General features: G+C 61.2%; 20 protein-coding genes. 6 read left to right on the top strand and 14 right to left on the bottom strand.

Translation table 11 applies throughout. The features are described 5' to 3' along the window. Positions 1-28: 28 nt before the first annotated feature. The 3 genes from metG to ACO08A_RS28755 all read right to left on the bottom strand — a co-directional run bounded on the left by metG (position 29) and on the right by ACO08A_RS28755 (position 4,346). A complete protein-coding gene (gene metG, locus ACO08A_RS28765) occupies positions 29-1,549 on the bottom strand; it encodes a methionine--tRNA ligase (RefSeq protein WP_422039263.1) in 1,521 nt (506 codons plus the stop codon). A 503-nt stretch (positions 1,550-2,052) separates the two neighbouring features. Beyond that, complete coding sequence (locus ACO08A_RS28760) at positions 2,053-3,048, bottom strand: YeiH family protein (protein WP_422039262.1); 996 nt, start codon at positions 3,046-3,048, stop codon at positions 2,053-2,055. A gap of 11 nt (positions 3,049-3,059) precedes the next feature. Next, a complete protein-coding gene (locus ACO08A_RS28755; RefSeq protein WP_422039261.1) occupies positions 3,060-4,346 on the bottom strand; it encodes a cytochrome-c peroxidase in 1,287 nt (428 codons plus the stop codon). 36 nt (positions 4,347-4,382) lie between these two features. Here ACO08A_RS28755 and ACO08A_RS28750 point away from each other — a divergent pair, with 36 nt between their 5' ends. Further along, on the top strand, positions 4,383-4,865 hold the full coding sequence (locus tag ACO08A_RS28750) for a tetratricopeptide repeat protein (protein ID WP_422039260.1): 483 nt from the start codon (positions 4,383-4,385) through the stop codon (positions 4,863-4,865). Between the two features lie 278 nt (positions 4,866-5,143). On the opposite strand, the gene dctP is transcribed toward ACO08A_RS28750, so the two are convergent. From dctP to ACO08A_RS28720, 6 genes are read right to left on the bottom strand one after another with little or no spacing between them, the layout of a single operon-like run. Then, the gene (gene dctP, locus ACO08A_RS28745; protein ID WP_421982391.1) at positions 5,144-6,202 is read right to left on the bottom strand and encodes a TRAP transporter substrate-binding protein DctP; all 1,059 of its coding nucleotides are present in this window, start codon (positions 6,200-6,202) and stop codon (positions 5,144-5,146) included. Positions 6,203-6,229: 27 nt separating this feature from the next. Continuing rightward, positions 6,230-7,720, bottom strand: coding sequence for a TRAP transporter large permease (locus tag ACO08A_RS28740; RefSeq protein ID WP_422039259.1), 1,491 nt, complete (start codon positions 7,718-7,720; stop codon positions 6,230-6,232). Continuing rightward, positions 7,720-8,310, bottom strand: a complete 591-nt coding sequence (locus ACO08A_RS28735) for a TRAP transporter small permease (protein WP_422039258.1) — start codon at positions 8,308-8,310, stop codon at positions 7,720-7,722. The genes ACO08A_RS28740 and ACO08A_RS28735 overlap by 1 nt, the downstream gene beginning before the upstream one ends. 59 nt (positions 8,311-8,369) lie before the next feature. Further along, positions 8,370-8,885, bottom strand: a complete 516-nt coding sequence (locus tag ACO08A_RS28730) for a flavin reductase family protein (RefSeq protein ID WP_319386809.1) — start codon at positions 8,883-8,885, stop codon at positions 8,370-8,372. Next, on the bottom strand, positions 8,885-9,775 hold the full coding sequence (locus ACO08A_RS28725) for an aldo/keto reductase (RefSeq protein ID WP_422039257.1): 891 nt from the start codon (positions 9,773-9,775) through the stop codon (positions 8,885-8,887). The genes ACO08A_RS28730 and ACO08A_RS28725 overlap by 1 nt, the downstream gene beginning before the upstream one ends. Next, complete coding sequence (locus tag ACO08A_RS28720; RefSeq protein ID WP_422039256.1) at positions 9,775-10,929, bottom strand: LLM class flavin-dependent oxidoreductase; 1,155 nt, start codon at positions 10,927-10,929, stop codon at positions 9,775-9,777. The genes ACO08A_RS28725 and ACO08A_RS28720 overlap by 1 nt, the downstream gene beginning before the upstream one ends. Positions 10,930-11,147: 218 nt before the next feature. On the opposite strand from ACO08A_RS28720, the gene ACO08A_RS28715 reads away from it, so the two are divergent. Together ACO08A_RS28715 and ACO08A_RS28710 are read left to right on the top strand one after the other, a co-directional pair. After that, a complete protein-coding gene (locus tag ACO08A_RS28715; protein WP_422039255.1) occupies positions 11,148-11,858 on the top strand; it encodes a GntR family transcriptional regulator in 711 nt (236 codons plus the stop codon). 36 nt (positions 11,859-11,894) lie between these two features. Then, positions 11,895-13,019, top strand: coding sequence for a Gfo/Idh/MocA family protein (locus ACO08A_RS28710; protein ID WP_422039254.1), 1,125 nt, complete (start codon positions 11,895-11,897; stop codon positions 13,017-13,019). Between the two features lie 108 nt (positions 13,020-13,127). Here ACO08A_RS28710 and ACO08A_RS28705 read toward each other — a convergent pair whose 3' ends face one another. Beyond that, complete coding sequence (locus tag ACO08A_RS28705) at positions 13,128-13,559, bottom strand: hypothetical protein (RefSeq protein ID WP_422039253.1); 432 nt, start codon at positions 13,557-13,559, stop codon at positions 13,128-13,130. A 222-nt stretch (positions 13,560-13,781) separates the two neighbouring features. On the opposite strand from ACO08A_RS28705, the gene ACO08A_RS28700 reads away from it, so the two are divergent. Continuing rightward, positions 13,782-16,481, top strand: coding sequence for an SH3 domain-containing protein (locus tag ACO08A_RS28700; RefSeq protein WP_422039252.1), 2,700 nt, complete (start codon positions 13,782-13,784; stop codon positions 16,479-16,481). A 59-nt stretch (positions 16,482-16,540) separates the two neighbouring features. On the opposite strand, the gene ACO08A_RS28695 is transcribed toward ACO08A_RS28700, so the two are convergent. Beyond that, a complete protein-coding gene (locus ACO08A_RS28695) occupies positions 16,541-17,002 on the bottom strand; it encodes an Lrp/AsnC family transcriptional regulator (protein WP_422039251.1) in 462 nt (153 codons plus the stop codon). Between the two features lie 105 nt (positions 17,003-17,107). Here ACO08A_RS28695 and ACO08A_RS28690 point away from each other — a divergent pair, with 105 nt between their 5' ends. Together ACO08A_RS28690 and ACO08A_RS28685 are read left to right on the top strand one after the other, a co-directional pair. Continuing rightward, entirely contained in the window at positions 17,108-18,574 is a 1,467-nt protein-coding gene (locus tag ACO08A_RS28690; protein WP_422039250.1) for an aminotransferase class V-fold PLP-dependent enzyme, read from the top strand. 15 nt (positions 18,575-18,589) lie between these two features. Then, positions 18,590-19,375, top strand: a complete 786-nt coding sequence (locus ACO08A_RS28685; RefSeq protein WP_422039249.1) for a class II glutamine amidotransferase — start codon at positions 18,590-18,592, stop codon at positions 19,373-19,375. 34 nt (positions 19,376-19,409) lie between these two features. On the opposite strand, the gene ACO08A_RS28680 is transcribed toward ACO08A_RS28685, so the two are convergent. The 3 genes from ACO08A_RS28680 to ACO08A_RS28670 form a co-directional block, all read right to left on the bottom strand. After that, complete coding sequence (locus ACO08A_RS28680; protein WP_422039248.1) at positions 19,410-19,775, bottom strand: STAS/SEC14 domain-containing protein; 366 nt, start codon at positions 19,773-19,775, stop codon at positions 19,410-19,412. A 94-nt stretch (positions 19,776-19,869) separates the two neighbouring features. Then, positions 19,870-20,490, bottom strand: a complete 621-nt coding sequence (locus tag ACO08A_RS28675; protein WP_422039247.1) for an HD domain-containing protein — start codon at positions 20,488-20,490, stop codon at positions 19,870-19,872. 49 nt (positions 20,491-20,539) lie between these two features. Next, positions 20,540-21,112, bottom strand: a complete 573-nt coding sequence (locus ACO08A_RS28670; protein ID WP_422039246.1) for a helix-turn-helix domain-containing protein — start codon at positions 21,110-21,112, stop codon at positions 20,540-20,542. Positions 21,113-21,151 lie beyond the last annotated feature (39 nt).

Here is a 21,151-nt window from a genome sequence, read left to right as displayed (position 1 = left end):
TTTCAAAGGGTCCGAAATCATTGTCCGCTTATTGAACGCGTGGAAACAACGACTCGATCTCGCCAAGCTGCCCGTTGCCCTCAAGCCTGTCGAGGACCGGGGTCCAGGGCCGGGGGGCTTCGGGGGCATTCAGCATGGCAAGTGCCTTGTCGGCGGAGCCCGGGATGACCTGCCTGAGGGCCTCCATGATCACGCGCAGGCAGTCGAGGGTCACGTAGATCACCGTCTGGCAGCGCTCGCGGGTCTCTTCGCTCTTGAACAGCGTCCACGGTGCCTGCTTGTCGATATACTCGTTCATCTCCTCGGCCAGCGTCACGATCGCCTGGGTGCGTGCCGGAATGTCCTGAAGATCTATCCAGCGGCTGAAGCCGGACGTCGCCTCGAGGACAGACTTGCGCAGCGCCTCGTCGTCCGCCGTAAGGGGACCGGGAGCAGGGACCTTGCCATCGAAGTTCTTGTTGGAGAACTTGGCGACGCGTGACAGCAGGTTGCCGATCTTGTTGCCCAGCTCGCTGTTGTAGGTCTGGGTGATCAGCTCGACCGAGATCTGGCTGTCGCTGTCCGCGCGCATGTGACGCGCCAGATACCAGCGCAGCGCATCGACGCCGAGCTTCTCGACAACCTCGATCGGGTCGACGACATTGCCGATCGACTTCGACATCTTGACGCCGCCGGCACCGACCCAGTGGCTGTGCACCGAGAGCTTCTTGGGCAGCGGCAGGCCGGCGGCCATCAGCATGATCGGCCAGTAGACGCCGTGCGGCTTGAGGATGTCCTTGCCGATCAGGTGCTCGCACTCCGCCCACCAGCCCTCATAGCCGTCTTTCGGCCAGTCGATGTTGGTCAGGTAGTTGGTCAGCGCGTCGAACCAGACATAGGTGACGAAGTCCGGATCGAACGGCAGATCGACACCGAGCGTCACGCGCGATTTCGGCCGGGAGATACACAGGTCTTCCAGCGGCTCGGCGAGCATCTGCTTGAGTTCGTTGCGGAACGCCTCGGGCTGAACGAAATCCGGATTGTCGGCAATGTGCTGCAAGAGCCGTTCGCGGAAGGGCTCCATCTTCAGGAAGTAGTTGGTCTCTTCCGTCTGCTCGACCTGCATGGTCGGATGCAGCGGGCACTGGCCGTCTTCGGTCAGGTCCGATTCCTTCTTGAACTCCTCGCAGCCCTTGCAATAGGTGCCGGTGTAGTTCTTCTTGACGATCAGATCCTTGTCGAAAATCGTCTGTTCCATCCCGGCGACGGCCTGCTTGTGGCCTTCGCGGCTGGTGCGCACGAAATAGTCATAGGAAATGCCGACGAGATCGAAGACACTCCGGAACTCCTTGCCGCGCATGTCGAGAAAGTCCTGGTAGCCCATGCCGAGTTCGGCGGCGGCTTCCTGGTTCTTCTGGCCATGCTCGTCAACGCCGGTGGACAGCATCACGTCGCATCCCAGCGCCTGGCGGTTGCGCTTCAGGATATCGGCCATCACGGAGGTGAAGGCGTGTCCGATATGCGGAGAACCGTTGACGTAGTAGATCGGGGTCGTGATGTAGCTTTTCATCCAAACGCTTTCGAAGTTCCGGGGCGAAGCTGGCGCACTCGGTTGAATGCAAGCCATGCGCCCATTGATGCGGTCCCGAACCTGGGACCGCAGCTATATTTCACACTCAAGGGATCAAGGAAACCCCCGGGCCGGGTTTCCGGGATCAATGTGGGGTTTCACGGCTGAAAGGCAAGGCAGCGGCCATGCATGCTTTGCCTGTCAATCCAGGCAGGTGAGGCGACGCTGAACGCTGAACGCTGATCCGGAATCCGGAATCCGGAATCCGGAAATTGGCGTGAGCGAAGCGAGCACGAAAGGCGAAACACCGCCGACTGCCACGCTTCCGGCGCGGAATAAATCTGGATTCCGGATCGGCGCGCAGCTGGCGCTACACTTGTCCGGAATGACGGTTTCGTCCTGCCGATGGTTCTCTTTCTTGTCATCCCTGCTAAGGCAGGGATCCTGTGTGTTTGAAGCGTGCTTAACTGGGTTGGGCGGGAGGCCGCCGGGATCGAAACCCGCTATCCGATCAGCCAGATGCCGGCGAGGACGAACAGCGCCAGGAACACGGTCTGGGTCACCACCATCCAGATCGCCGGACCGCCGACCTCAAGGAGCTTCGGGATCGAGGTCTTCATGCCGACGGCGGCAATTGCGGCTAGAAGCGCCCAGCGGGACACCTGGCCGGCCAGATCCTTGGCCGTTTCCGGAACGAGGCCGAAGGAGTTGAACGCCGCCAGCACAAGGAAGGCGACCACGAAGGCCGGCATCAGGGGCGGCCGCGAGGCGCCGGGCTCCGCGCTGCCGCGCAGGATCAGCGCCGCGACAAGAACAATCGGCGCCAGCAGTGTCACGCGGATGAGCTTGACGAGCGTGGACAGGTCCCCGGTTTCCTCCGAAACGGAGAACCCGGCGCCGACCACCTGCGCGACATCGTGAATGGTGCCGCCGAGGAAGACGCTGGTGGCATCGAGCGACAGGCCGAGATTGCTGGTCAGGATCGGGTAAACGATCATCGCCAGGGTGGACAGGACCGTCACCGTGATGACCGTGAAGGCGAGGTCCCGTTCGGCATGTTTTCTTTTCGGCAGAATAGAGCCGATTGCCATCGCGGCAGATGCGCCGCAAATGGCGACCGCGCCGCCGGACAGGAAGGCAAACAGGCGGTCCTTGCCGAAAAGGTTTCCGATCATCAGCGAAAAGGCGATGGTTGCCAGGACACCCAGAATGACCAGCAGAAGGAAGGGGAGGCCGAGGGCTTCGATCATCTCGATGCTGATACGCACGCCCAGAAGCGCGACCCCGATGCGCAGCAGCGTCCTGGCGGCAAAGGCAATGCCTTCCGACGTGCGCTGTTCTTCGGAGAGAAAGTTCAGAGGCATGCCGAGCAGGATCGCCATCAGCATCGCGGGCGCGCCGTAATGCTCGTTCAGGAATTGCGCTGATATGGCGACGAGCCCGGCAATGGCGATGCCGGGAAACAGGTCGCTCGCCCGGTGCTTGAAATTGTCCAGCATGGGGTTCCTGTTCAGGGTCGGTCGACCGGAAGTCCGCTTGGAACATTGTCGGGGATCCCGAAAGGGGGATTGGAAACGGAGGCCGTTCCCGTCAGGGCTTTCAGAAACGCAACAAGGTCGGAGACTTCGCGGTCGGAGAGGTTGGTCGGCTCGACATCCCGGAACCGGGCTTGTCTGGCCATCTCACGTTTGTCGTTCCAGACGACGAAGTCAATGGCTTCCAACCAGGGTGCGTCAGGAAGCGCAGCCTTTTCCGGTTGCCAGCCGGCCAGCATCCCGTCCGGGTCGAGGTGATGGCGCACGATGCCCTCGAGCGTCGGATAGGCACCGTTGTGGCCGTAGGGCGCCGTCAGCTCGACATTGCGCAGCATCGGGGTGCGGAACCGGTAGGCATCTTCCAGGCGGTCGCTTTCCCCCATACGGCCGACATCGCGCACCATCGGGTCGAACCGGCGCGTGCGGCCCGGGCCGAAGGGCGGCAGGCCGAGCGCGTGGAATTTCTGGTCGCTGAGAAGCTTGCCCGAGTGGCAACCGGCGCAATTGGCCTTACCGTAAAAGAGGTTCAGCCCGCGTTTCTGATCGGCGGCAAGCGCGGCCTCGTCACCGGCAAGATACTGGTCGAAGGGACTGTCGAAACTGGTCCACTCGATCGCCTGGAAGGCCGCCAGTGCATTGGCAATTTCGGCAATCGTGACCTGTTCGGGTTCCTCGATATGGTCAAACGCCTCCACGAACATCTGTCCGTATTCGGGGATCACCCGGACCCGTTTGGCAAGGATCGGCCAGGAGGCGTCGATCCGGTCATGGACCGCACCGGCGATCTCGTTTTCCTTCGGATTGCCGGCCATCTCGAACTGGGCAACCAGCGGAAAGATCGCCTGGGCGCCCAGCAGCGTTTCAAGGCCTTCGGGCAGCCATTCCTCGGCGGGCGAATTGAAGCCGTTTTCGTAGTCGTCGGAAATGGAAAGGCGGCCATCGTGGAACAGCGTGTGAAGCTCTTTTGCCCCGAGATTCCAGAGACCTGGCGCGTTTCGCGGAATCCTTTTCTTAATCCGGTTTTCAGCGACAAGCGCGGTCCGGTTCCGTCCAAGTCCTTCACCGCCTTCGCCAATGCCCAGGGAGAGCCCGTCACCGGTCCCCAGCGTTGGATGATGGCATGTTGCGCAGGCAATATTCCTGTTGCCCGAGAGGATCTTGTCGTAAAAGAGGAGCTGACCGAGCGCGGCCTGTTTCCTGTCGAACGCAATGAAATCATCCGTGCCGAGCGGTGCGGGCAATTCAGCGGAGACGGCCGGCACCGAGAGAAGAACGACAAGAGGGACTGACCGAAGCAGATGAGAAAGACGCTTGAAGCCGCCGTGTTCGGCCTTGTTCTGATGGCGATGCCTGCGCATGCCGAGATCGAGGCCGCGCGCGACCTGATGGAAGCGGGACAGTTTGAACAGGCGAAGAAGCAACTCTGGCCGGCGGCGCGCTCCGGCAACGCGGACGCCGAGGAGCTGATCGGCGTCATGTACGCGATGGGGCTCGGCGTGGAGCGGGACGACCAGCGGGCGTTCGAATGGTATCTCAGGAGTGCCATGAAGGGGCATCCGGGCGCGCAGTCCGGTGTCGGCTGGTACTACGAGGTCGGCCGCGGCATGCCCGCTCCCGATCTCGTGCGCGCCTACATGTGGTACACGCTGTCCGCCATCGGCGGCGACCCCGATGCCGCGATCTCGCTGGAAGAGGTCGTCAAGAAAATGACCAAGGATGAAATTGATAAGGCGCATATTCTGGTCGATGACTACAAGGTCTGGATGTATCCGTTCCGGTGACTTTTCCGCCCGGTTCATTCGTCATCCCGGCCAAGCGGAGCGCGAGCCGGGATCGGGAATCCGCAGGCCGTAGAGTACGCCCTGTGATGATGCCCGATTGACAGCCGCAAGTCATCCCATCGCCGGACCATGGGATCCATGCCGTTTAACCTCGAAAAATCTCCGAATATGGTGCGACGGCACGGCATGGATTGCAGGGTCGAGCCCTGCACTGACAAACGTTGGTTGAAATGGTGCCGCACCCTGTTGGGGTGGGCGCGGCACCAGTTGCTCAGGGTTTAGTTCACGTCGGCGTCGCGTGCACCGTTGATGTCGGTTTCAGCTGCCTTGACGGCTTCTTCCAGCGCACCGAAGATTTCCCCGCCACGGCCGACATTGGACTTGAACCAGTCGTAGACCGGCGAAGCGGCTTCCTTGAAGGCGGCCTTTTCTTCCGGCGTCGGCACGTAGAGATCACCACCGCCGGCGACGAAGTCCTCATAAGCTTGGATGGACTTGCGCTTCGGAGACGCGAAGGTGGCCTGCTGCAGGGCGTAGAACCCGTCGACAACGACGCGGCGCATGTCTTCCGGCATGGACAGGAACTTCTCGTTGCTCATCCACCACAGGGCGCCCATGTAGGCATGGCCGTCAAGCGTGACGTACTGCAGGCCGGCATCCGGGAATTTCATGCCCATGATATCGGTGATGCCGTTCTTGGATCCTTCAACGACGCCGGTCTGGAAGGAGGTGAACAGCTCCGGCCACGGGATCGGGGTCGGAGACGCGCCGAGCGCCTTCACCAGTTCCTGCGGCAGGTCGGCGACGACCGTACGGATCTTCAGACCTTCCATGTCGGCAGGGGCGGCCACGCGGCGCTTGGTGTTGGCGAAGTTCCGCCATCCGCCGGTGTTGCCCACCGTCATCAGGCGGATCGTGTTGTCGGAATCTTCAAGCGCCATCGCCCGCATGGTGCGCACGAAATCGCCGGAAAGAACGTGCTCGGCAATCCGGTCGTCGGACATCATGTAGGGCAGGTCGAGGACCTGAACATACGGGAAGATGCCGGAAGCGCCGCCCGATGTTGAGATGTAGATGTCGATCGCGCCGCCGGCAACGCCCTGAAGGCACTCGGCGCCGTTGGAGCAGAGCTGTGTGCCGATGAAGAGTTCGACTTCGATCGCGCCGTTTGAAGCGGCTTCGACGAAGTTCTTGAAAACGACAAGACCGTCATAGTCTTCGTCGTTCTCGTTGGAGTTGGCGGTTGCGCGCAGCGTGTAGTCCGCGGCAACGGCACTCAGCGAAGATCCGGCAAGCATTGCCGCGACGGTGAGTGTTTTCAGGGCAGATTTGAGCATCAGGTACCTCCCATTTTAAGCTCAATATCAGTTGGCAAATCCGGTCAATCGCGGGATCGTCATCGAAAGTGCCGGTATGTAGGTGATCAAAAAGATCACCGCGATCTCTACCGCCAGAAACGGCAGAATGGCTTTGGCAATGGTTTCAACCCGTTCCTTTGAAACCGATGCGGCAACGAATAACACCAGTCCCATGGGTGGCGTGGCAAGACCAATGGTCAGGTTCACGCTCATGATGATGGCAAAATGGATGGGATCAACACCCAGTTCCACGAAAATCGGGCCCAGGATCGGTCCGAGAATGATGATGGCCGGTCCCGCATCCAGGAACATGCCGACCACGAACAGAAGCAGGTTGATCAGGAACAGCAGGATCAGCGGGTTCTCCGACAGGGACAGCACGAAATCGGCCATGATCTGCGGCGCGTAGCTGAGACTGACGACGGTCTTGAACGCCATTGCCGCGCCCACCAGCAGCAGGACGACGGCCGACGTGATGCCCGCCCTGTTCAGGATGCCCGGGATTTCCTTCATCTTGATGGAGTGCAGGACGAAGAACCCGATGAGCAGGGCATAGGCGACGGCCACCGCCGCGGCTTCCGTCGGCGTGAACACGCCGATCAGGATACCGCCGAGAATGATGATCGGCGTCTGCAGCGGCGCAACGGCCTTCTTGCACACCATCCTGAAGTCGTCCGAAACGGCACCGCGCAGGCCCAACAGGATGAAATGCGATATCGCTAGCAGGGCAACGAACAGGATGGCCGTGGTGCCACCCGTCAGCTCCAGCGACATCTGACCGGAAATGCCGAAAGCAATGGCAAGCAGAACGGATGCAAGATTGATCCGCAGGAGCACGAGCGAAACCCAGTATTCCACCGGTGCCATTTTCTGCCCCGGGTTCACGATCCGCTGCGCCTTGGGCAGATCGTATTTGTCCGCCATGAGCCGCACCACGAGCATCAGCCCGATACCGACCATGACGCCCGGCACGATACCGGCCAGGAACAGCGCGGCAACGCTCTCGCCCATGACATAGGCGTAGATGATCATGATGCCGGACGGCGGAATGATCGGTCCGATAACGGAGGAGGCCGCCGTGACGGCGGCTGCAAAGCGCCGCGTGTATCCCTGTTTTTCCATGGCCGGGATCAGCATGGAGCCGAGCGCGGACGTATCGGCGACCGCGGAACCGGACAGGCCCGCGAACAGCATGGAAGACAGGATGTTCACATGCGCAAGGCCGCCGCGCAGGTGCCCCATGAGCGCCTGGCTGAATTCCACCAGGCGGGTGGTGATGCCCCCCTTGTTCATGAGTTCGCCGGCGAGCATGAAGAACGGAATCGCCATCAGAGGAAAGCTGTCCATGCCGTTGTAAACGTTACGGTAAAGCAGCGTGATGTCGCGCTCCTGACCGCTCATCCAGAGCAGGATGCCCGGTGCTGCGAGCAGGCCGAAAAACACCGGCAGCCCGATCATCAGGAAGAACAGGAAGACAGGAAGGAACCAGATCAGCATCAGTCAGCCCCCGCCATGTCTGCGTCCGGAATGGCCGGCAGCTGGTCATCACCGCCGACAATCGAGATCACGCTCCGCAGGATCAGCTCGATGTTCACCAGAGTGAGCAGGATCACGCCGACAAAGAGGGACGTCATCATCCAGCTCCGCGGCACCCGGATCCACTCGGTGAGCGTGAGGTTGCCGGGAACGTAGAGAGACGCCGTGGCGAATTTGCCGCCGAACCCGGTGACTTCGGCATAGCCGATCTGTACGGCGATCACGAGAACCAGGAGCGAAATCAGGAGCAGAAACAGTGAGAGCAGTTTTCCGATGGACCGGGGCAGGGCATGTCCGAGCATGTCGATCGCCACGAAGCCGCCGCGCCGGAAGGCGGTCGGCGCCATCAGGCCCGTCATCCACAACATGCAAAAACGCGCCGCCTCGTCAGGCCAGGGCAGCGCGTTGTTGAACACGTAACGGAAAACCACCTGTATCAGGATCGCCAGGACCATCAAGGCCACGGCAACGATGCCTATCGCTCGGCCGACTCGCAAAAGCTGCGAATTGACGAAAGCAAGCGGTGCAAGAACCGCCAGCAATGCCCCCATCCGGGCTCCTCCCTAGTACTTCTTTTGTCACCGGGCGGGGTCCGCCTGGCATTGGACTCCTATTCTGGAGCGATTTGTCCGAGTTTGCCCGCAAAAAATGTCAGCGCCTCCCCGTGACGCATTTCTGCCTGCATGACCTGTCCCAGGACGATCAGGTGATCGCCGCCCTCATAGGCGGCAAAACGCTTGCATTCGAACCGCGCCAGGCAATGGTCCAGAAGCGGCACGCCGTTCTCGTCGATCGTGTGCGGCAGCTGGTCGAAGGCGTGGGCGTTTCTGACGAACCCGTTGCACACTTCGGCCTGGTGGTGGCTGAGAACATGGATGGCGTAGTTTTCCGCCGTTTCGAAATACTGGAACCGGCGCGATCCCTTGTCCGGCATCCACAACACAAGCGGCGGGTCCAGCGAGACCGACGAGAAGCTGTTTGCGGTGATCCCGACCGGGCCGTCGTCCGACCCCGTCGTGACAACGGTGACACCCGTTGCAAATCGGCCGAATGCATCGCGCAGAAGACGGGTATTGTCCGTGTGCGGCGCAAAGGTAACGGGATGATTGGCGTTTTGCATGGTCATCAGGGTACCTCGTTTCCAAGGGCGGCTTCGTAGAGCCGGTACCAGGTTTCACGATCCAGTGTGACTTTCAGCGCATCGGAAATCCTGGCGATGCGCTCGATGTTGTTCGTTCCCATGACGGGAAGGAGCTTGGCCGGGTGGGCCAGCAGGAAGGCAATCGCGACAGCCGACCTGTCGACACCGGAAGCCCCGGCGATTTCGTCCATGACCGCGCCGAGCTGTCCGCTTTCGGTGATCAGCGATCCGCCACCCAGTGGCGACCAGGCCATGAGTTTCGTGCCGAGACGCTGGTGAAAGGCGAGGTCGCCATTGGTGAAAGGCGAAATCTCGGCAAGCGAAATCTCGATCTGGTTGGTCACGAGCGGGCTGGACATTGCCGATTGCAGCAATTCCCAGTCCCATGGACGGAAATTCGAAACGCCGACACTGCGGACCTTGCCGCTCTTGACGAGATCGTCGAGCGCTGCGCCTGTTTCATGGTGATCCATGAGCGGGTCCGGACGGTGAATGAGCAGGAGATCGATCGTGTCGATGCCCATTTCGCTCAAGGACGTTTCGACCGATTTCTCGATATGCGCACGCGAGGTATCGTAGTGTTTCACCCTGGCGTCGGCGTAGCGGCCGACCGGGGCGACGATGTCGCATTTGGTGACGATTTCCATGCCGTTGCGCAGGGCCGGGTTGGCTTTCAGCGCGCCGCCGAGAACGGCCTCTGCCGCATAGCCGCCATAGATGTCGGCCTGGTCGAAGGTTGTGATGCCCTGATCGAGACAGACCTGGATCTTCTTCTCCACATAGGCCGCGGACGTATCGGAATCGTCCCCAAGCCGCCACATGCCGTAGATCAGGCGGGAAAATTCCAGAGTGTCGGAAAGTTTGACACGTTCCATTAGCGGCGGACTCCATTGCCAAGCGGTGTTGCTGGTGTGTCGGCCGGAACCCGGCCGTAGGCGTGGGGCAGGGAGCAGGTCTTCAGGTTCGGCAACACGCGTGCACCGAAATGCTTTGCCTCTTCGATGTGTGGGTAACCGGAGAAGATGAACGCCCGGATGCCCATCTTCTGATAGGCCTCGATCTTGGACATGACCTGGTCGGTCGAGCCGACAAGCGCTGCGCCGCAGCCCGAACGGGCCCGGCCAACGCCGGTCCAAAGGTTCGGCTCGATGTAGCCGAACTCGTCGGCGACTTCGCGGTTCTTGGCCTGATGGCTGACGCCGAGCGACTTGGCGTCGAGCGCCCGCTCGCGGATGGCTGTGCCCTGGTCGTCGTCGAGCTTGGAAACGATGTAGTCGGCGTATTCCTGGGCTTCCTTTTCCGTGTCGCGCACGATCATGTGCACGCGCAGACCGTAGTCCAGCGTGCGATCGTAGTTTTCGGCGACCGCGTTCACGGCCTTCATCCGGCCTTCCAGCTCCTCGACCTTCTCCGGCCACATCAGGTAGACATCGCAATGCTGGCCGCACAGTTCCAGAGCCGCCGGAGAGTAACCGCCGAAGTAAAGCAGTGGGCCACCCGTCTGGTAGGGTCTCGCAGGATCAGTCGTCAGACCGGCGAAGTTGTAGACTTCGCCTTCGTAGTTGATCTCGTCTTGCGTCCAGGCCTGTTTCAGGATCTCGACAACTTCGCGCGAGCGCTGGTAGCGGTAACCGCTGTCGGCCTTTTCACCGGGAAAATCGGAGGAAATGATATTGACCGTCAGGCGGCCCTTGAGCATGTGATCCAGCGTCGCGATCGTTCTGGCGAGCATGATCGGCTGCATCTCGCCGCAGCGCACGGCGGCCAGCAGGTTGATCTTCTCGGTGATCGGAGCGCAGCCGGCGACGAAGGACAGTGTGTCCTGGCCGACCTGGTACGAGGACGGGCACAGGATGTTCCGGAAACCCTGTTCCTCGGCGGTCTTCACGATCTGCGAGCAGTGGTCCCAGGAGGAACGCAGATCGCCCTCCGGAACGCCCAGGAACTGATAATCGTCGGAACACAGCGCAGAGAACCACGAAACCTCTGCTGCATCCAGATCCGGCGATGTCACTGGGACAACTGTCATAAAATTCCTCCTTGGGGATGTCCGAGCGGACACGGGCCCTAACACCTTCATTTCGATCGGCTTTGCCCGATTGCGGCTCGCGGGGAGCCCTTTGCGGGGATCGAACTTTCGTTTGATTTCGAACGGCTTCACTTTACCGTCGATTTATTCTTGCTTATCATCCGGTTTGATGTAAATCAATAGTGTATCAATTTTAAAAATCAGAGCCCCTGACCACCATGCAAACATCGTCGCAGACCTCGAATGCGCTGCCGCTTTATTTGCAGATCAGCGAGCTTTTGATCAGGGATATCGCGGCGGGACGGCTGATCGACGGCGAACGTCTGCCACCCGAACGCGACATGGCGGACGAACTGGGAATTTCCATCGGCACGTTGCGCAAGGCGCTCGCCGATCTTACGGAGAAAGGCTTACTGGAGCGCATTCAGGGCTCGGGAAACTACATACGTCAGGCCGGGACCCACGAAAGCATCTACGCGATGTTCCGTCTCGAGCTTCTCACCGGTGGCGGATTGCCGCGCGCCGACATTCTCAGTGTCGAGCGCACGCGCAAACCGGAGGAATTTCCCGCCTTTGGCACGAGTGCGGAAGGCACACGCATTCGGCGTCTCAGATATCTGAATGACGTCATCATTGCCGTCGAGGAGATCTGGCTCGACGGCGATGCCGGTCACGTGAAACGCGAACTGCTGTCGGATTCGCTCTACCGGTTCTACCAGAAGCATCTCGGTTTCTGGATCGTGCGCGCGGAGGACCGGGTCACGATCGACGCCGTGCCGGAGTGGGCGCCCGAACCGTTCACGCTCAAGCCCGGAACGATCACGGGATTCATCGAAAGGTTCAGCTGGGCGGACGGCCCTAAGCCTGTGGAATATTCACGCACCTGGTTCGATACGGCCAGGGCGCACTATGTACAGCGTTTGAAATAGGCAGGTCGGAAGAAATCTGCCGAGAAGGAGACTTTGATGCCTGCGAAGGTGAGATACGGGGTTATCGGCTGCGGCATGATGGGGCAGGAGCACCTGCGCAACATCGCCTTGCTGCCGGATACGGAAGTCACGGTGATCTTTGAGCCGGACACGGAGATGGCTGCAAGGGCGGCCGGGATCACGCCGGGCGCGAAACTCGTTTCGTCGGTGTCCGAGTTGCTGGACGTTCCGGAACTGGACTGCATCCTGATCGCCAGCCCGAACCACTGCCATGTCCCGCAGATGCAGGAAATCCGGCAGAAGCGGCCGCTGCCCCTGCTTGTCGAAAAGCCGCTGTTCACCGACCCGAAGGAACACGCGGAACTGGAGGCGTTCAAGGCCGCCTATCCCGCCCCGATCTGGGTGGCGATGGAGTACCGCTACATGCCGGCGATCGCGGCGCTGATCGATCAGGTGGAAGAGGCGACCGGCGGCATCAAGATGCTGACGATCCGCGAGCACAGGTTCCCGTTCCTGGAAAAGGTGGGGGCCTGGAACCGTTTCAACCGGTATTCCGGCGGCACCTTTGTCGAGAAATGCTGCCATTTCTTCGACCTCATGCGCCTGATGATGAAATCCGAACCCGTCCGGGTGATGGCATCCGCCGGTCAGGATGCCAACCACAAGGACGAGACTTATGACGGCGAGCAGCCGGACATTCTCGACAACGGCTATGTCATCGTCGATTTCGAGAACGGATCGCGCGCGCTTCTGGATCTGTGCATGTTTGCCGAAGGATCCAGGTACCAGGAAGAGGTTGTCGCGGTCGGTCCCACCGGAAAGATCGAGGCCTTTGTTCCCGGGCCCGGCCGTTTCTGGCCGGAAGATCTCGGCGAGCCGCCAGTCGCGCAGCTTGTCGTGTCACCGCGCTGTCCGAAGGGGCCGCGTACGCTGGAGATCCCTGTCGACCCGGCTCTCCTGGACGCGGGCGACCACAACGGATCAACCTTTTATCAGCACGAGCGGTTTGTGGCCGTCGTGCGCGGTGAAATCGATCTGCCGGAAGTCACTCTGGAAGACGGCCGCCGTGCCGTTGAGATGGGGCTTGCAGCGCAACAGTCGGCGCGCATGGGGCAGGTCGTGACACTGTCCTCTCCAGGAGTTTCTTCTGTCGCTTGCTGAAGATCCGGGTGTCAGTGAAAAGGGACATAAAGATGCGGCGGTGACTTGCCGCGTCATTGGAGTTTTTGAACGGACCGGCGCGAATGCGGACGCGCCGGTCCGTATTTGCTACCAGCGGTCGACGGCACGCACGAGGGGGGCAGTATTCGTGCTGTAACCGTTACGCCCGCGGCGCAAATTGAATTCCTTGATCGCGACCTTGTACTCGCGCCCGTTATGCGTGTTCTTGCATTGCTGGGTGCGAAGCGCGAGGTTGTCGGGCACGCCCTTGTGGTTCTGGACGAGAACACAGAACAGGTCATAGCGGCCGTTGAGCGCGACCCTTTTCCGGGCTCCCTGCGCAAGAATGATCTGGCTGTGCCGTCTGAAGCTGGCGTCAAAGAGCAGGAAATTGCAGTATTTCGCCGCGCCGTTGGGTGTTTGCGTGCTCTCGCAGATGAAGGTTTCAGCGGATGCCGGAGACGTTGAGAACGCTGCGGCGAACAGGGCCAGACCGGCACCGAACAAGCTGGTTTTCAAGGTGAATTTACCTGGGAACATTGTCAAAACCTCCTAGCCTTACCGGGCTTCACAATCTGTGTCATGGTGGCGTGAGAGCAAACTAACGCGGCGTGCGTTTCCGCACCTGTGACGCAGGACACAGGCAATGCACGCGGTCGAGGACGGCTCTTGAGGATCGATTGCAGTCGCTGGAAGTTCAGCCAGTGGCTGCATATCATCCGAATGGGTTCAATATGCATTTTCCGCCTTTGGGAGGGCCAGATGCGCAAGGCTATTTCGGTAATTCTGTCTTCAGCATTGATTGTGCAAACCGTATTTGTGAACGGCGCTTTCGCCGCTCCGGCGGTCACAACCGCCAACGTGAATTTCCGCCAGGGACCGGGCACAGGGTTCGGAACGCTTGGCACCGTGCCGAACGGAACTCCGGTCGAACTGGAGAACTGCGACGACACCGGCGCCTGGTGTTCGATCAGCTACAACGGCCAGAACGGGTTTGTCAGCGGCCGGTATCTGCAGCTTACGGAGCCTGAACAGACGACCGGATGGCCGCGCTCGTTTGAAACCGACGGCGGCGCCACCCTGATCCTCTACCAGCCGCAATTTACCGAATGGACCGACTTCAAGACGCTCAAGGCCCTGGTCGCCGCCGAATACATCAAGGACAAGGACGCGAAGCCGGTTTTCGGCGTCATCGGCGTCAGCGGCTCGACGGTCGCCGATCCGCAGAATGGTGAAGTTGCCGTCAGCGACATCCAGGTCACCCAGCTGGACTTTTCCTCGCTGGACAGGAGTTCCCTGACCGACCTGACCCTGCAGGTCGGCAAGATCATGCCGACAGGCACGGTCACGGTGAAGGAAGACCGGATTACCGCGGGCCTGGCCGAATATCAGCGCATGGAAGATGTCGAGGGTCTGAATGCCGAAGCGCCGCCGATTTTCGTCGAGACCGAACCCTCGATCCTGGTCCAGACCGAGGGCGCACCGATCCTGGCACCTGTGAAAGGCGACCAGGGACTGAGCTTCGTGGTGAACACAAACTGGGACGTCCTGAAGATCGACGAGACCGAAGAGTTCTATCTGCGCGATGAAAAGTCCTGGCTCTCCACCAAGGATGTTGCCAGCGGCTGGCAGCCGGTGTCGGAGCTTCCGGACCTGATCAAGAACCTGCCGGATGATGATAACTGGTCGGAAACACGCGAGGCGATCCCGCCTCAGCCGTTCCCCGATAACAAGCCGCCCAAGATCGTCTACTCCGACAAGCCTGCCGAGATGATCGTCTTTGACGGGGAGCCCAAGCTGGAACCTGTCGGTTCGACGGATCTTGAATGGGCTTCGAACACGGAGAGCGACGTCTTTTTCCTGAAGTCGACATCGACCTGGTACATCCTCGTATCCGGACGCTGGTTCAAGTCGGCCTCTCTCGACGGTCCCTGGGAATTCACCACGCCGAGCCTGCCGCCCGAGTTCCAGAACATCCCGGAAGATGCCCCTTACTACTCCGTGCTGTCCTCAATCCCCGGCACATCCGAAGCGGCGCAGGCGCGGTTGAAAGCGAGCATTCCGACGACCGCACGCGTCGAGGTCGGGTCGGTGAGTGCGGACATCGCCTACGCCGGCGATCCGGAGTTCGAACCGATCGAAGGGACATCGATGTCCTACGCCGTCAACACCAATGATCAGGTGATCCAGGTTGGCGCGAAGTACTACGTTCTTCAGGATGGCGTGTGGTTTGTCGGCGACAGCCCGGAAGGTCCGTTCGTCGTGGCAACGGCAGTGCCGGACGAGATCTACACGATCCCGCCGTCGTCTCCGGTCTACAACACGACTTATGTCCGCGTTTATGAATCGGAACCGAATGCGGTCTGGTACGGCTACACGATGGGGTATCTGACCGGGTTCCTCGCCTGGGGCGTCTTCGTCTACGGCTCCGGCTGGTATTACCGTCCCTGGTATCGCCCGGGCATTCGCCCCATCTATTTCCCGCGTCCCGTCACCTACGGCATCGGTGCCTTCTATAATCCCGTCCGCGGCACCTTCGGCAGGTATGGCTATGCCTATGGCCCAAGGCGCGGTATCGCCGGTGGCGGTATCTACAATCCCCGCACCGGCGGATACATTCGCGGCGCGGCCATCAGCGGCCCGCGCGGAAGCGCCGGGTTCATCACGGCCTACAACCCGCGCACGGGCAACCGGATCGTCGCCGGCGGCGCGCGTGGCATCTACGGCTCCTGGGGCGGTGCGGTCGTCTCCGGCCCGCAGTGGTCGCGCACACGCGACATTCAGGCCGGTGCCGCCAAGCGCTGGAAGGAAAGCGGTGACCTCGGCCGGATCGGTAGCCTGGACCGCAGGGGTGATGTCTTCGCCGGACGCGATGGCTCGGTCTACCGCCGCGACGGCGAGAACTGGAAGAAGTTCGAGGGCGGACGCTGGGGCGATGTCGCCGCGCCGTCGCGCGACAACATCCAGAATCGCCTGGGTGAGATCGGTGCCGGGGCGGCAATCGGCGCCGGTGCAGGCGCGGCCATCGCCAACCGTCCGGCGGGCGATCGGATCCAGAACCGGCCCAATGCCGGGCAGGGGAATTTGCAGCGCCCGCAGAACCGCCCCGCGGGCGACAGACCGAACGTCAACAGGCCGGCAGGTGACCGGCCAGCGGCGCAACGCCCGAGCACGCAACGGCCCAGTACACAAAGACCCAGCACCCAAAGGCCGAGCACGCAAAGGCCTGCCCAGAGACCGTCAACGCGCCCGGCGCAGAATACGCGGCAGGCACCCGCGCATCTCAATCGGGATCGGAAGGCGCGCAACGCGGGCAACAGGCAGGTCAACCGGAACCGCAACGTTCAGCGGAACCGTCCGCAGCAGACGCGTCCGCAACGTCAGGCCCGGCCGCAGCAGGCACGTCCGCAACGGGGCGGCGGTGGCGGTCAGCGGCGCGGTGGCGGACATCGCAGGCGGTAACGGCGCTTCCTGCAGTTGCCGTCAGGCGGAGCCGGGCTCAGATCCGGGCCGCCAGACCTCTAAAGCGGCAGATCGCGGGCGTCCGCGATCGCCTCCATCGTCATGTAGGACGTGACTGTGTCCAGATCGACTTTCTCGATCAGGCGCTGGTAGACCCTGTCGAAGGCGTTCATGTCTTCGGCAACGACTTTCAGCATGTAGTCGTAGTCGCCGGCAACGCGGTAGAAGTCGATGACGTTCGGGATTGCCGACACCTCGCGACGGAAGCTTTCCAGCCAGTCCTTGGAATGATGGCGGGTTCTGATCATCACGAAAACCGTCAGGTTGAGCCCCAGCAGCGCCGGGTCCAGCCGGATGGTATGGCTCTTGATCAGGCCGTTGTCGTAAAGCGCCTTCAACCTGCGCCAGCAGGCGTTCTGTGAAAGCCCGACAATATCCGCAAGCTCCCTCTGTGAAAGACGGGCGTCCCGTTGAAGAGCCCGAAGCATCGCCCGGTCAATCTGATCGATTTTTTTCTCCATTTTCGATCAAATGACACGAAAGATCATTAAGAACAAACAAAAACCGTGAAGTTTTCTCATCTGAAAAGGTCATATGATTGCCCGAACGCAAGTTTGGAGCAGCAAATGACACATAAGACCGGAACGGCAATCGATCATTTCAAGGCCGTCTTGGACACACCGGATCTCGTTGGGCAACTGCGGGCAGGACTGATCGGCGAAGGCACGATGATTACGGGTCCGCTCGGCGAGCGCGAGATGATCTACGCCGACTATGTCGCGTCCGGCCGGGCGCTGCGCCAGATCGAGGATTTCGTCCTGGAAGAAGTGCTGCCGGTTTACGCCAACTCTCACACCGAGGCGTCCTATTGCGGCAGTGCCATGACACGGATGCGCGAAGCCTCGCGGGCCGAAATCGCGCGTGTCTGCGGCGCGGACGCTTCGTATGCCGCTATTTTCTGCGGTTCCGGTGCAACGGCCGGTCTCAACAGGCTGGTTCACCTGCTCGGTGTGAGCGAGGCTGTCAGGAAGGGCGAGCGGCCGCTGGTTCTCCTCGGCCCCTATGAACACCATTCCGATATTCTCCCGTGGCGCGAAAGCGGGGCCGAAGTCATCGAGATCGGGGAGGACGAGGCGGGTGGTCCCGATCTGGGGGACCTCGAGGCAAGACTATTGGCCTGTGGCAGGAAGAGACTTGTGATCGGCGCCTTTTCCATGATGTCCAACGTCACCGGCATCGTGACGGACGATCTTGCCGTGACCCGTCTGCTCAGGAAACATGGTGCATTGAGCGTCTGGGACTGCGCCGGCTCGGGTCCATATCTTCCGATCGACATGCAAAGCGGCACGGACGCGCAAAAGGATGCCGTCGTGGTGTCGCCGCACAAGTTCCTAGGCGGTCCTGCGGCCTCCGGTGTGATGATCGTCCGCAAGGACGCCGTGAGGCGGGACGTGCCGGTTTTTCCGGGTGGCGGCAGCGTGCGCTTCGTGTCTCCATGGGGACATGACTACACCACCGACCTGTGCGCACGCGAGGAAGCCGGAACCCCGAACGTGATCGGAGACATCCGTGCCGGCCTTGCCTTTCTTGTGAAGGAAGCGATCGGCCAGGACCTGATGGACGCCAGAAACGCTGCCTGGCGGGGCAAGGCGCTGGCGGTCTGGCGGGAAAACCCGGCAATCGAGATCATGGGAAACTCGCATGCACGCCATGTCCTGCCGGTCTTTTCGTTCCGGATGCGCGATCTTGAGCGCGGCGGTTACATCCATCAGCAACTGGTGACGCGCATGCTTTCGGATGCTTACGGTATCCAGGCACGGGGAGGGTGTGCATGCGCCGGGCCCTATGCACACCGCCTTCTTTCGATCGGACCGGACGAATCGGATAGATTGCGCAAGGGCATCCTGGCCGGGCAAGAACTGAAGAAGCCGGGGTGGACGCGTTTGAACTTTTCCGTTCTGCTCACCGCGGACAAGGTGGACAGGATCATTTCCGCGGTCGATGAACTCGCACGCTCACCCTATCCGCTTGCGGACTGGTATGAATGCGACCGGGAAACGGCGCGTTTCAAGGCAACCCGAACCGCTGCTTGATGAGGATTTGAAGAAATGTGCCGATGGGCGGCCTGGAGTGGCGCACCGAGATATCTGGAAGAGGTCATTTGCGACCCGGCCCACTCACTGATCGATCAAAGCCGGAACGCGCTGTCCTGCAAGACGGCCGTCAACGCGGACGGATTCGGTGTCGCGTGGTACGGCGACCGGGAAACACCGTGTCTGTACAAGGACGTGCGTCCGGCCTGGTCCGATCCGAATCTCCTTCAGATCGCAAGGCATATCCGCTCTGGACACTTCCTGGCGCATGTCCGCGCGTCGACGGGCACGGCAACGACACGGGACAACTGCCACCCCTTCACCCATGAGCGCTGGGCATTCATGCACAACGGACAGGTCGGCGGTTACGAAAAGGTCAGGCGGCGTCTCGACAACATGATCCCCGATGACCTCTACCGGCACCGCATGGGCGGCACGGACAGCGAGTGCCTGTTCCTGATCGCGCTGGCCTATGGCCTGCGGCTGCATCCGCGTGCCGCCATGGCGCGGGTGGTCCACGAGGCGGAAGCGCTGTCCCGCTACGCCGGAGAAAAACCCCATATGCGTTTTGCCTCCGCATGGTCGGACGGCAACACGCTCTATGCCGCGCGCTATGCGTCCGACAATCACCCGCCGACGCTCTATTACCGGCAGTTCGATGACGGCGTCATGGTTGTTTCCGAGCCACTCGATGAAGCGCCCAGCCGCTGGATCGAAGTCCCTCAGGGACACATGATCGAGGTGAAGGACGGCGAGGTTCGGCAGGTCGCCTTCCTGAGCGAGGAACATCTGGTCGACTGAGGGTGCGATCGCACCCGACCCGTGCAACCCGGCGTCAGCTCTCGATCCAGTGCCAGGCGGTCTCGATCTCGTCCGTGGAATAATGCATTTCCTCGATGTCGACCGCCTTTGCAAAGAACGCATCCACAGACACGAGCGCCTGGAGAAACTTGCTGTCGGCAACGATGGCGACTTTCCGCAAGCGATGCATGTGGGTCAGCATCCACTTGATATCGGAGGCGGCGGCCTCGAATGAAACGCTGACCTGATCTCCAAGCACGACCAGAATGCTGATCTTGTCGTGTTCCGCGATCAGACTTTCAGCTTTGTCGGTCAGTTCGTTTTCCTGGGTTATGTCGAGCTTGCCGGAGATCTCGACGCCGAGAACCGGACCGTTGCTGCGCGGGAGGATCTTGTACATCGGCACCTTCCTTGAACCGGGGCTTTTCTTCCAAACCGGCCGCCAGCTTAGGGCACGTGTTTCCCACCAATCAAGGCACGCGGTCGAGCGGTGCTCAGCCGTTGCTGTCTTGAGCCTCTGAGACGAGAGCTCGCGTGCGGTCGTCAACAATCCTCCGGATTTGCTGAGTCAGCGGAAACGCGTCAGTTCTGGAGGTTCCGTAGGTCAGGTTGAAGGCGTGAAACTCGGCGCTCTGCGGCGGCATCAGGTGATGCTGCAGGATCGTCTCCAGCTTGTCGAACGCCTTTGCCAGCCTGGCCTCGGCTGTCGCTGCTCCGGCATATTCATCCCAGAGGTCGAGAAGGTCCTCCGCGAGGTCTTCAGGAAGACCGCTGCACAAGGTCTGAAAGTCCTGCCGCTCGCGCGCTTCGCGATCGTCGCCGTCCTGCTGAAGCGGTGCCGGAACGTCACCGGAGATCGCTTCGCCGAGGTCATGAACCACGCAAAGTTTCACCAGCTTGAGCAGATCGATCCCGGCCAGTTCCTTCTCGAACAGAAGCACCATGAGCGCCAGCCTCCAGCTGTGCTCGGCGGTGCTTTCCGGCCGTCCCTTGCGCGTCGAGCCGGACCGGATCGTGTCCTTCAGTCTTTCGGTTTCCTGGAGGAAGGTCAGGATGCCGGCGAGCCTCTGCGGCGCCATCGTGTCCGCCGGGGAATTGGGAACGTCTTGGGTCATGCCGGTGATCGTAATCGCTTGAGCGGGGCGTAGCGATGCCTTGAATAAATTATGCGGGCGTGGAAATCTCGTCGCGGACAAGGCGCGCAAAACGTCCGTCGGACAGGGCAAGCCGCGAAATGCGGATCCGGCTTGCCGGGATGGTCAGTTCCGCAAATTCGGCGCGCTCTGTCTGGTAGACGATGTCGGGACCCAGCGGCTCGAACCAGCCGTTGTCCGCCAGACCGTCCTCGGCCACTCTTATGCCCTCGGAGGCAAACCGCCACAAAGGCGTGTCGATGAGGTCGGAAACGGAAACCCGCCAGTCTTTCGTGCGGGCAGGCGAGGCGGCAAGCAGCCTGTGTGTCAGGTCACACACGAGATGAACGGGCGTTGCGGCCTGTGTTACGAGATCCAGCAGGGCCCGGTCCGCTGCCGTCTCGGGCCGCGCGCGCAGCAATCTCGTGAGCTGCTGCCGTTCGAACCCATCCGGGGCTGCCTGTCCGCTTTCCCAGCGCGATATCCTGCTTTGGGACACGCCGAGATCCCGGGCCAGGACTTGCTGTTTGACCCGGTTGAGGACGCGCCATCGACGCAAGGAAGGGCCGAGGCTGGAGGCGAGAGCGGCGGATTCGGTTGTCATGCTCACAGTGTACAGCCGCTTACCGCAAAGGGGGAGTGG

The sequence above is a fragment of the Roseibium sp. genome (assembly GCF_965232425.1).
Taxonomy (GTDB): Bacteria; Pseudomonadota; Alphaproteobacteria; order Rhizobiales; family Stappiaceae; genus Roseibium.
The sequence above is the reverse complement of the archived record's forward strand: the minus strand, read 5'-3'. Positions and strand labels throughout refer to the sequence as shown.

Coding starts and splice junctions, on each gene's coding strand:
- ACO08A_RS28740 (WP_422039259.1), bottom strand. CDS start 7,720: ATGCTGATCTGGTTCCTTCCTGTCTTCCTGTTCTTCCTGATGATCGGG.
- dctP (WP_421982391.1), bottom strand. CDS start 6,202: ATGCTCAAATCTGCCCTGAAAACACTCACCGTCGCGGCAATGCTTGCC.
- ACO08A_RS28670 (WP_422039246.1), bottom strand. CDS start 21,112: ATGACAACCGAATCCGCCGCTCTCGCCTCCAGCCTCGGCCCTTCCTTG.
- ACO08A_RS28695 (WP_422039251.1), bottom strand. CDS start 17,002: ATGGAGAAAAAAATCGATCAGATTGACCGGGCGATGCTTCGGGCTCTT.
- ACO08A_RS28675 (WP_422039247.1), bottom strand. CDS start 20,490: ATGACCCAAGACGTTCCCAATTCCCCGGCGGACACGATGGCGCCGCAG.
- ACO08A_RS28720 (WP_422039256.1), bottom strand. CDS start 10,929: ATGACAGTTGTCCCAGTGACATCGCCGGATCTGGATGCAGCAGAGGTT.
- ACO08A_RS28680 (WP_422039248.1), bottom strand. CDS start 19,775: ATGTACAAGATCCTCCCGCGCAGCAACGGTCCGGTTCTCGGCGTCGAG.
- metG (WP_422039263.1), bottom strand. CDS start 1,549: ATGAAAAGCTACATCACGACCCCGATCTACTACGTCAACGGTTCTCCG.
- ACO08A_RS28690 (WP_422039250.1), top strand. CDS start 17,108: ATGACACATAAGACCGGAACGGCAATCGATCATTTCAAGGCCGTCTTG.
- ACO08A_RS28700 (WP_422039252.1), top strand. CDS start 13,782: ATGCGCAAGGCTATTTCGGTAATTCTGTCTTCAGCATTGATTGTGCAA.
- ACO08A_RS28710 (WP_422039254.1), top strand. CDS start 11,895: ATGCCTGCGAAGGTGAGATACGGGGTTATCGGCTGCGGCATGATGGGG.
- ACO08A_RS28725 (WP_422039257.1), bottom strand. CDS start 9,775: ATGGAACGTGTCAAACTTTCCGACACTCTGGAATTTTCCCGCCTGATC.
- ACO08A_RS28735 (WP_422039258.1), bottom strand. CDS start 8,310: ATGGGGGCATTGCTGGCGGTTCTTGCACCGCTTGCTTTCGTCAATTCG.
- ACO08A_RS28705 (WP_422039253.1), bottom strand. CDS start 13,559: ATGTTCCCAGGTAAATTCACCTTGAAAACCAGCTTGTTCGGTGCCGGT.
- ACO08A_RS28730 (WP_319386809.1), bottom strand. CDS start 8,885: ATGACCATGCAAAACGCCAATCATCCCGTTACCTTTGCGCCGCACACG.
- ACO08A_RS28715 (WP_422039255.1), top strand. CDS start 11,148: ATGCAAACATCGTCGCAGACCTCGAATGCGCTGCCGCTTTATTTGCAG.
- ACO08A_RS28685 (WP_422039249.1), top strand. CDS start 18,590: ATGTGCCGATGGGCGGCCTGGAGTGGCGCACCGAGATATCTGGAAGAG.
- ACO08A_RS28750 (WP_422039260.1), top strand. CDS start 4,383: ATGAGAAAGACGCTTGAAGCCGCCGTGTTCGGCCTTGTTCTGATGGCG.
- ACO08A_RS28760 (WP_422039262.1), bottom strand. CDS start 3,048: ATGCTGGACAATTTCAAGCACCGGGCGAGCGACCTGTTTCCCGGCATC.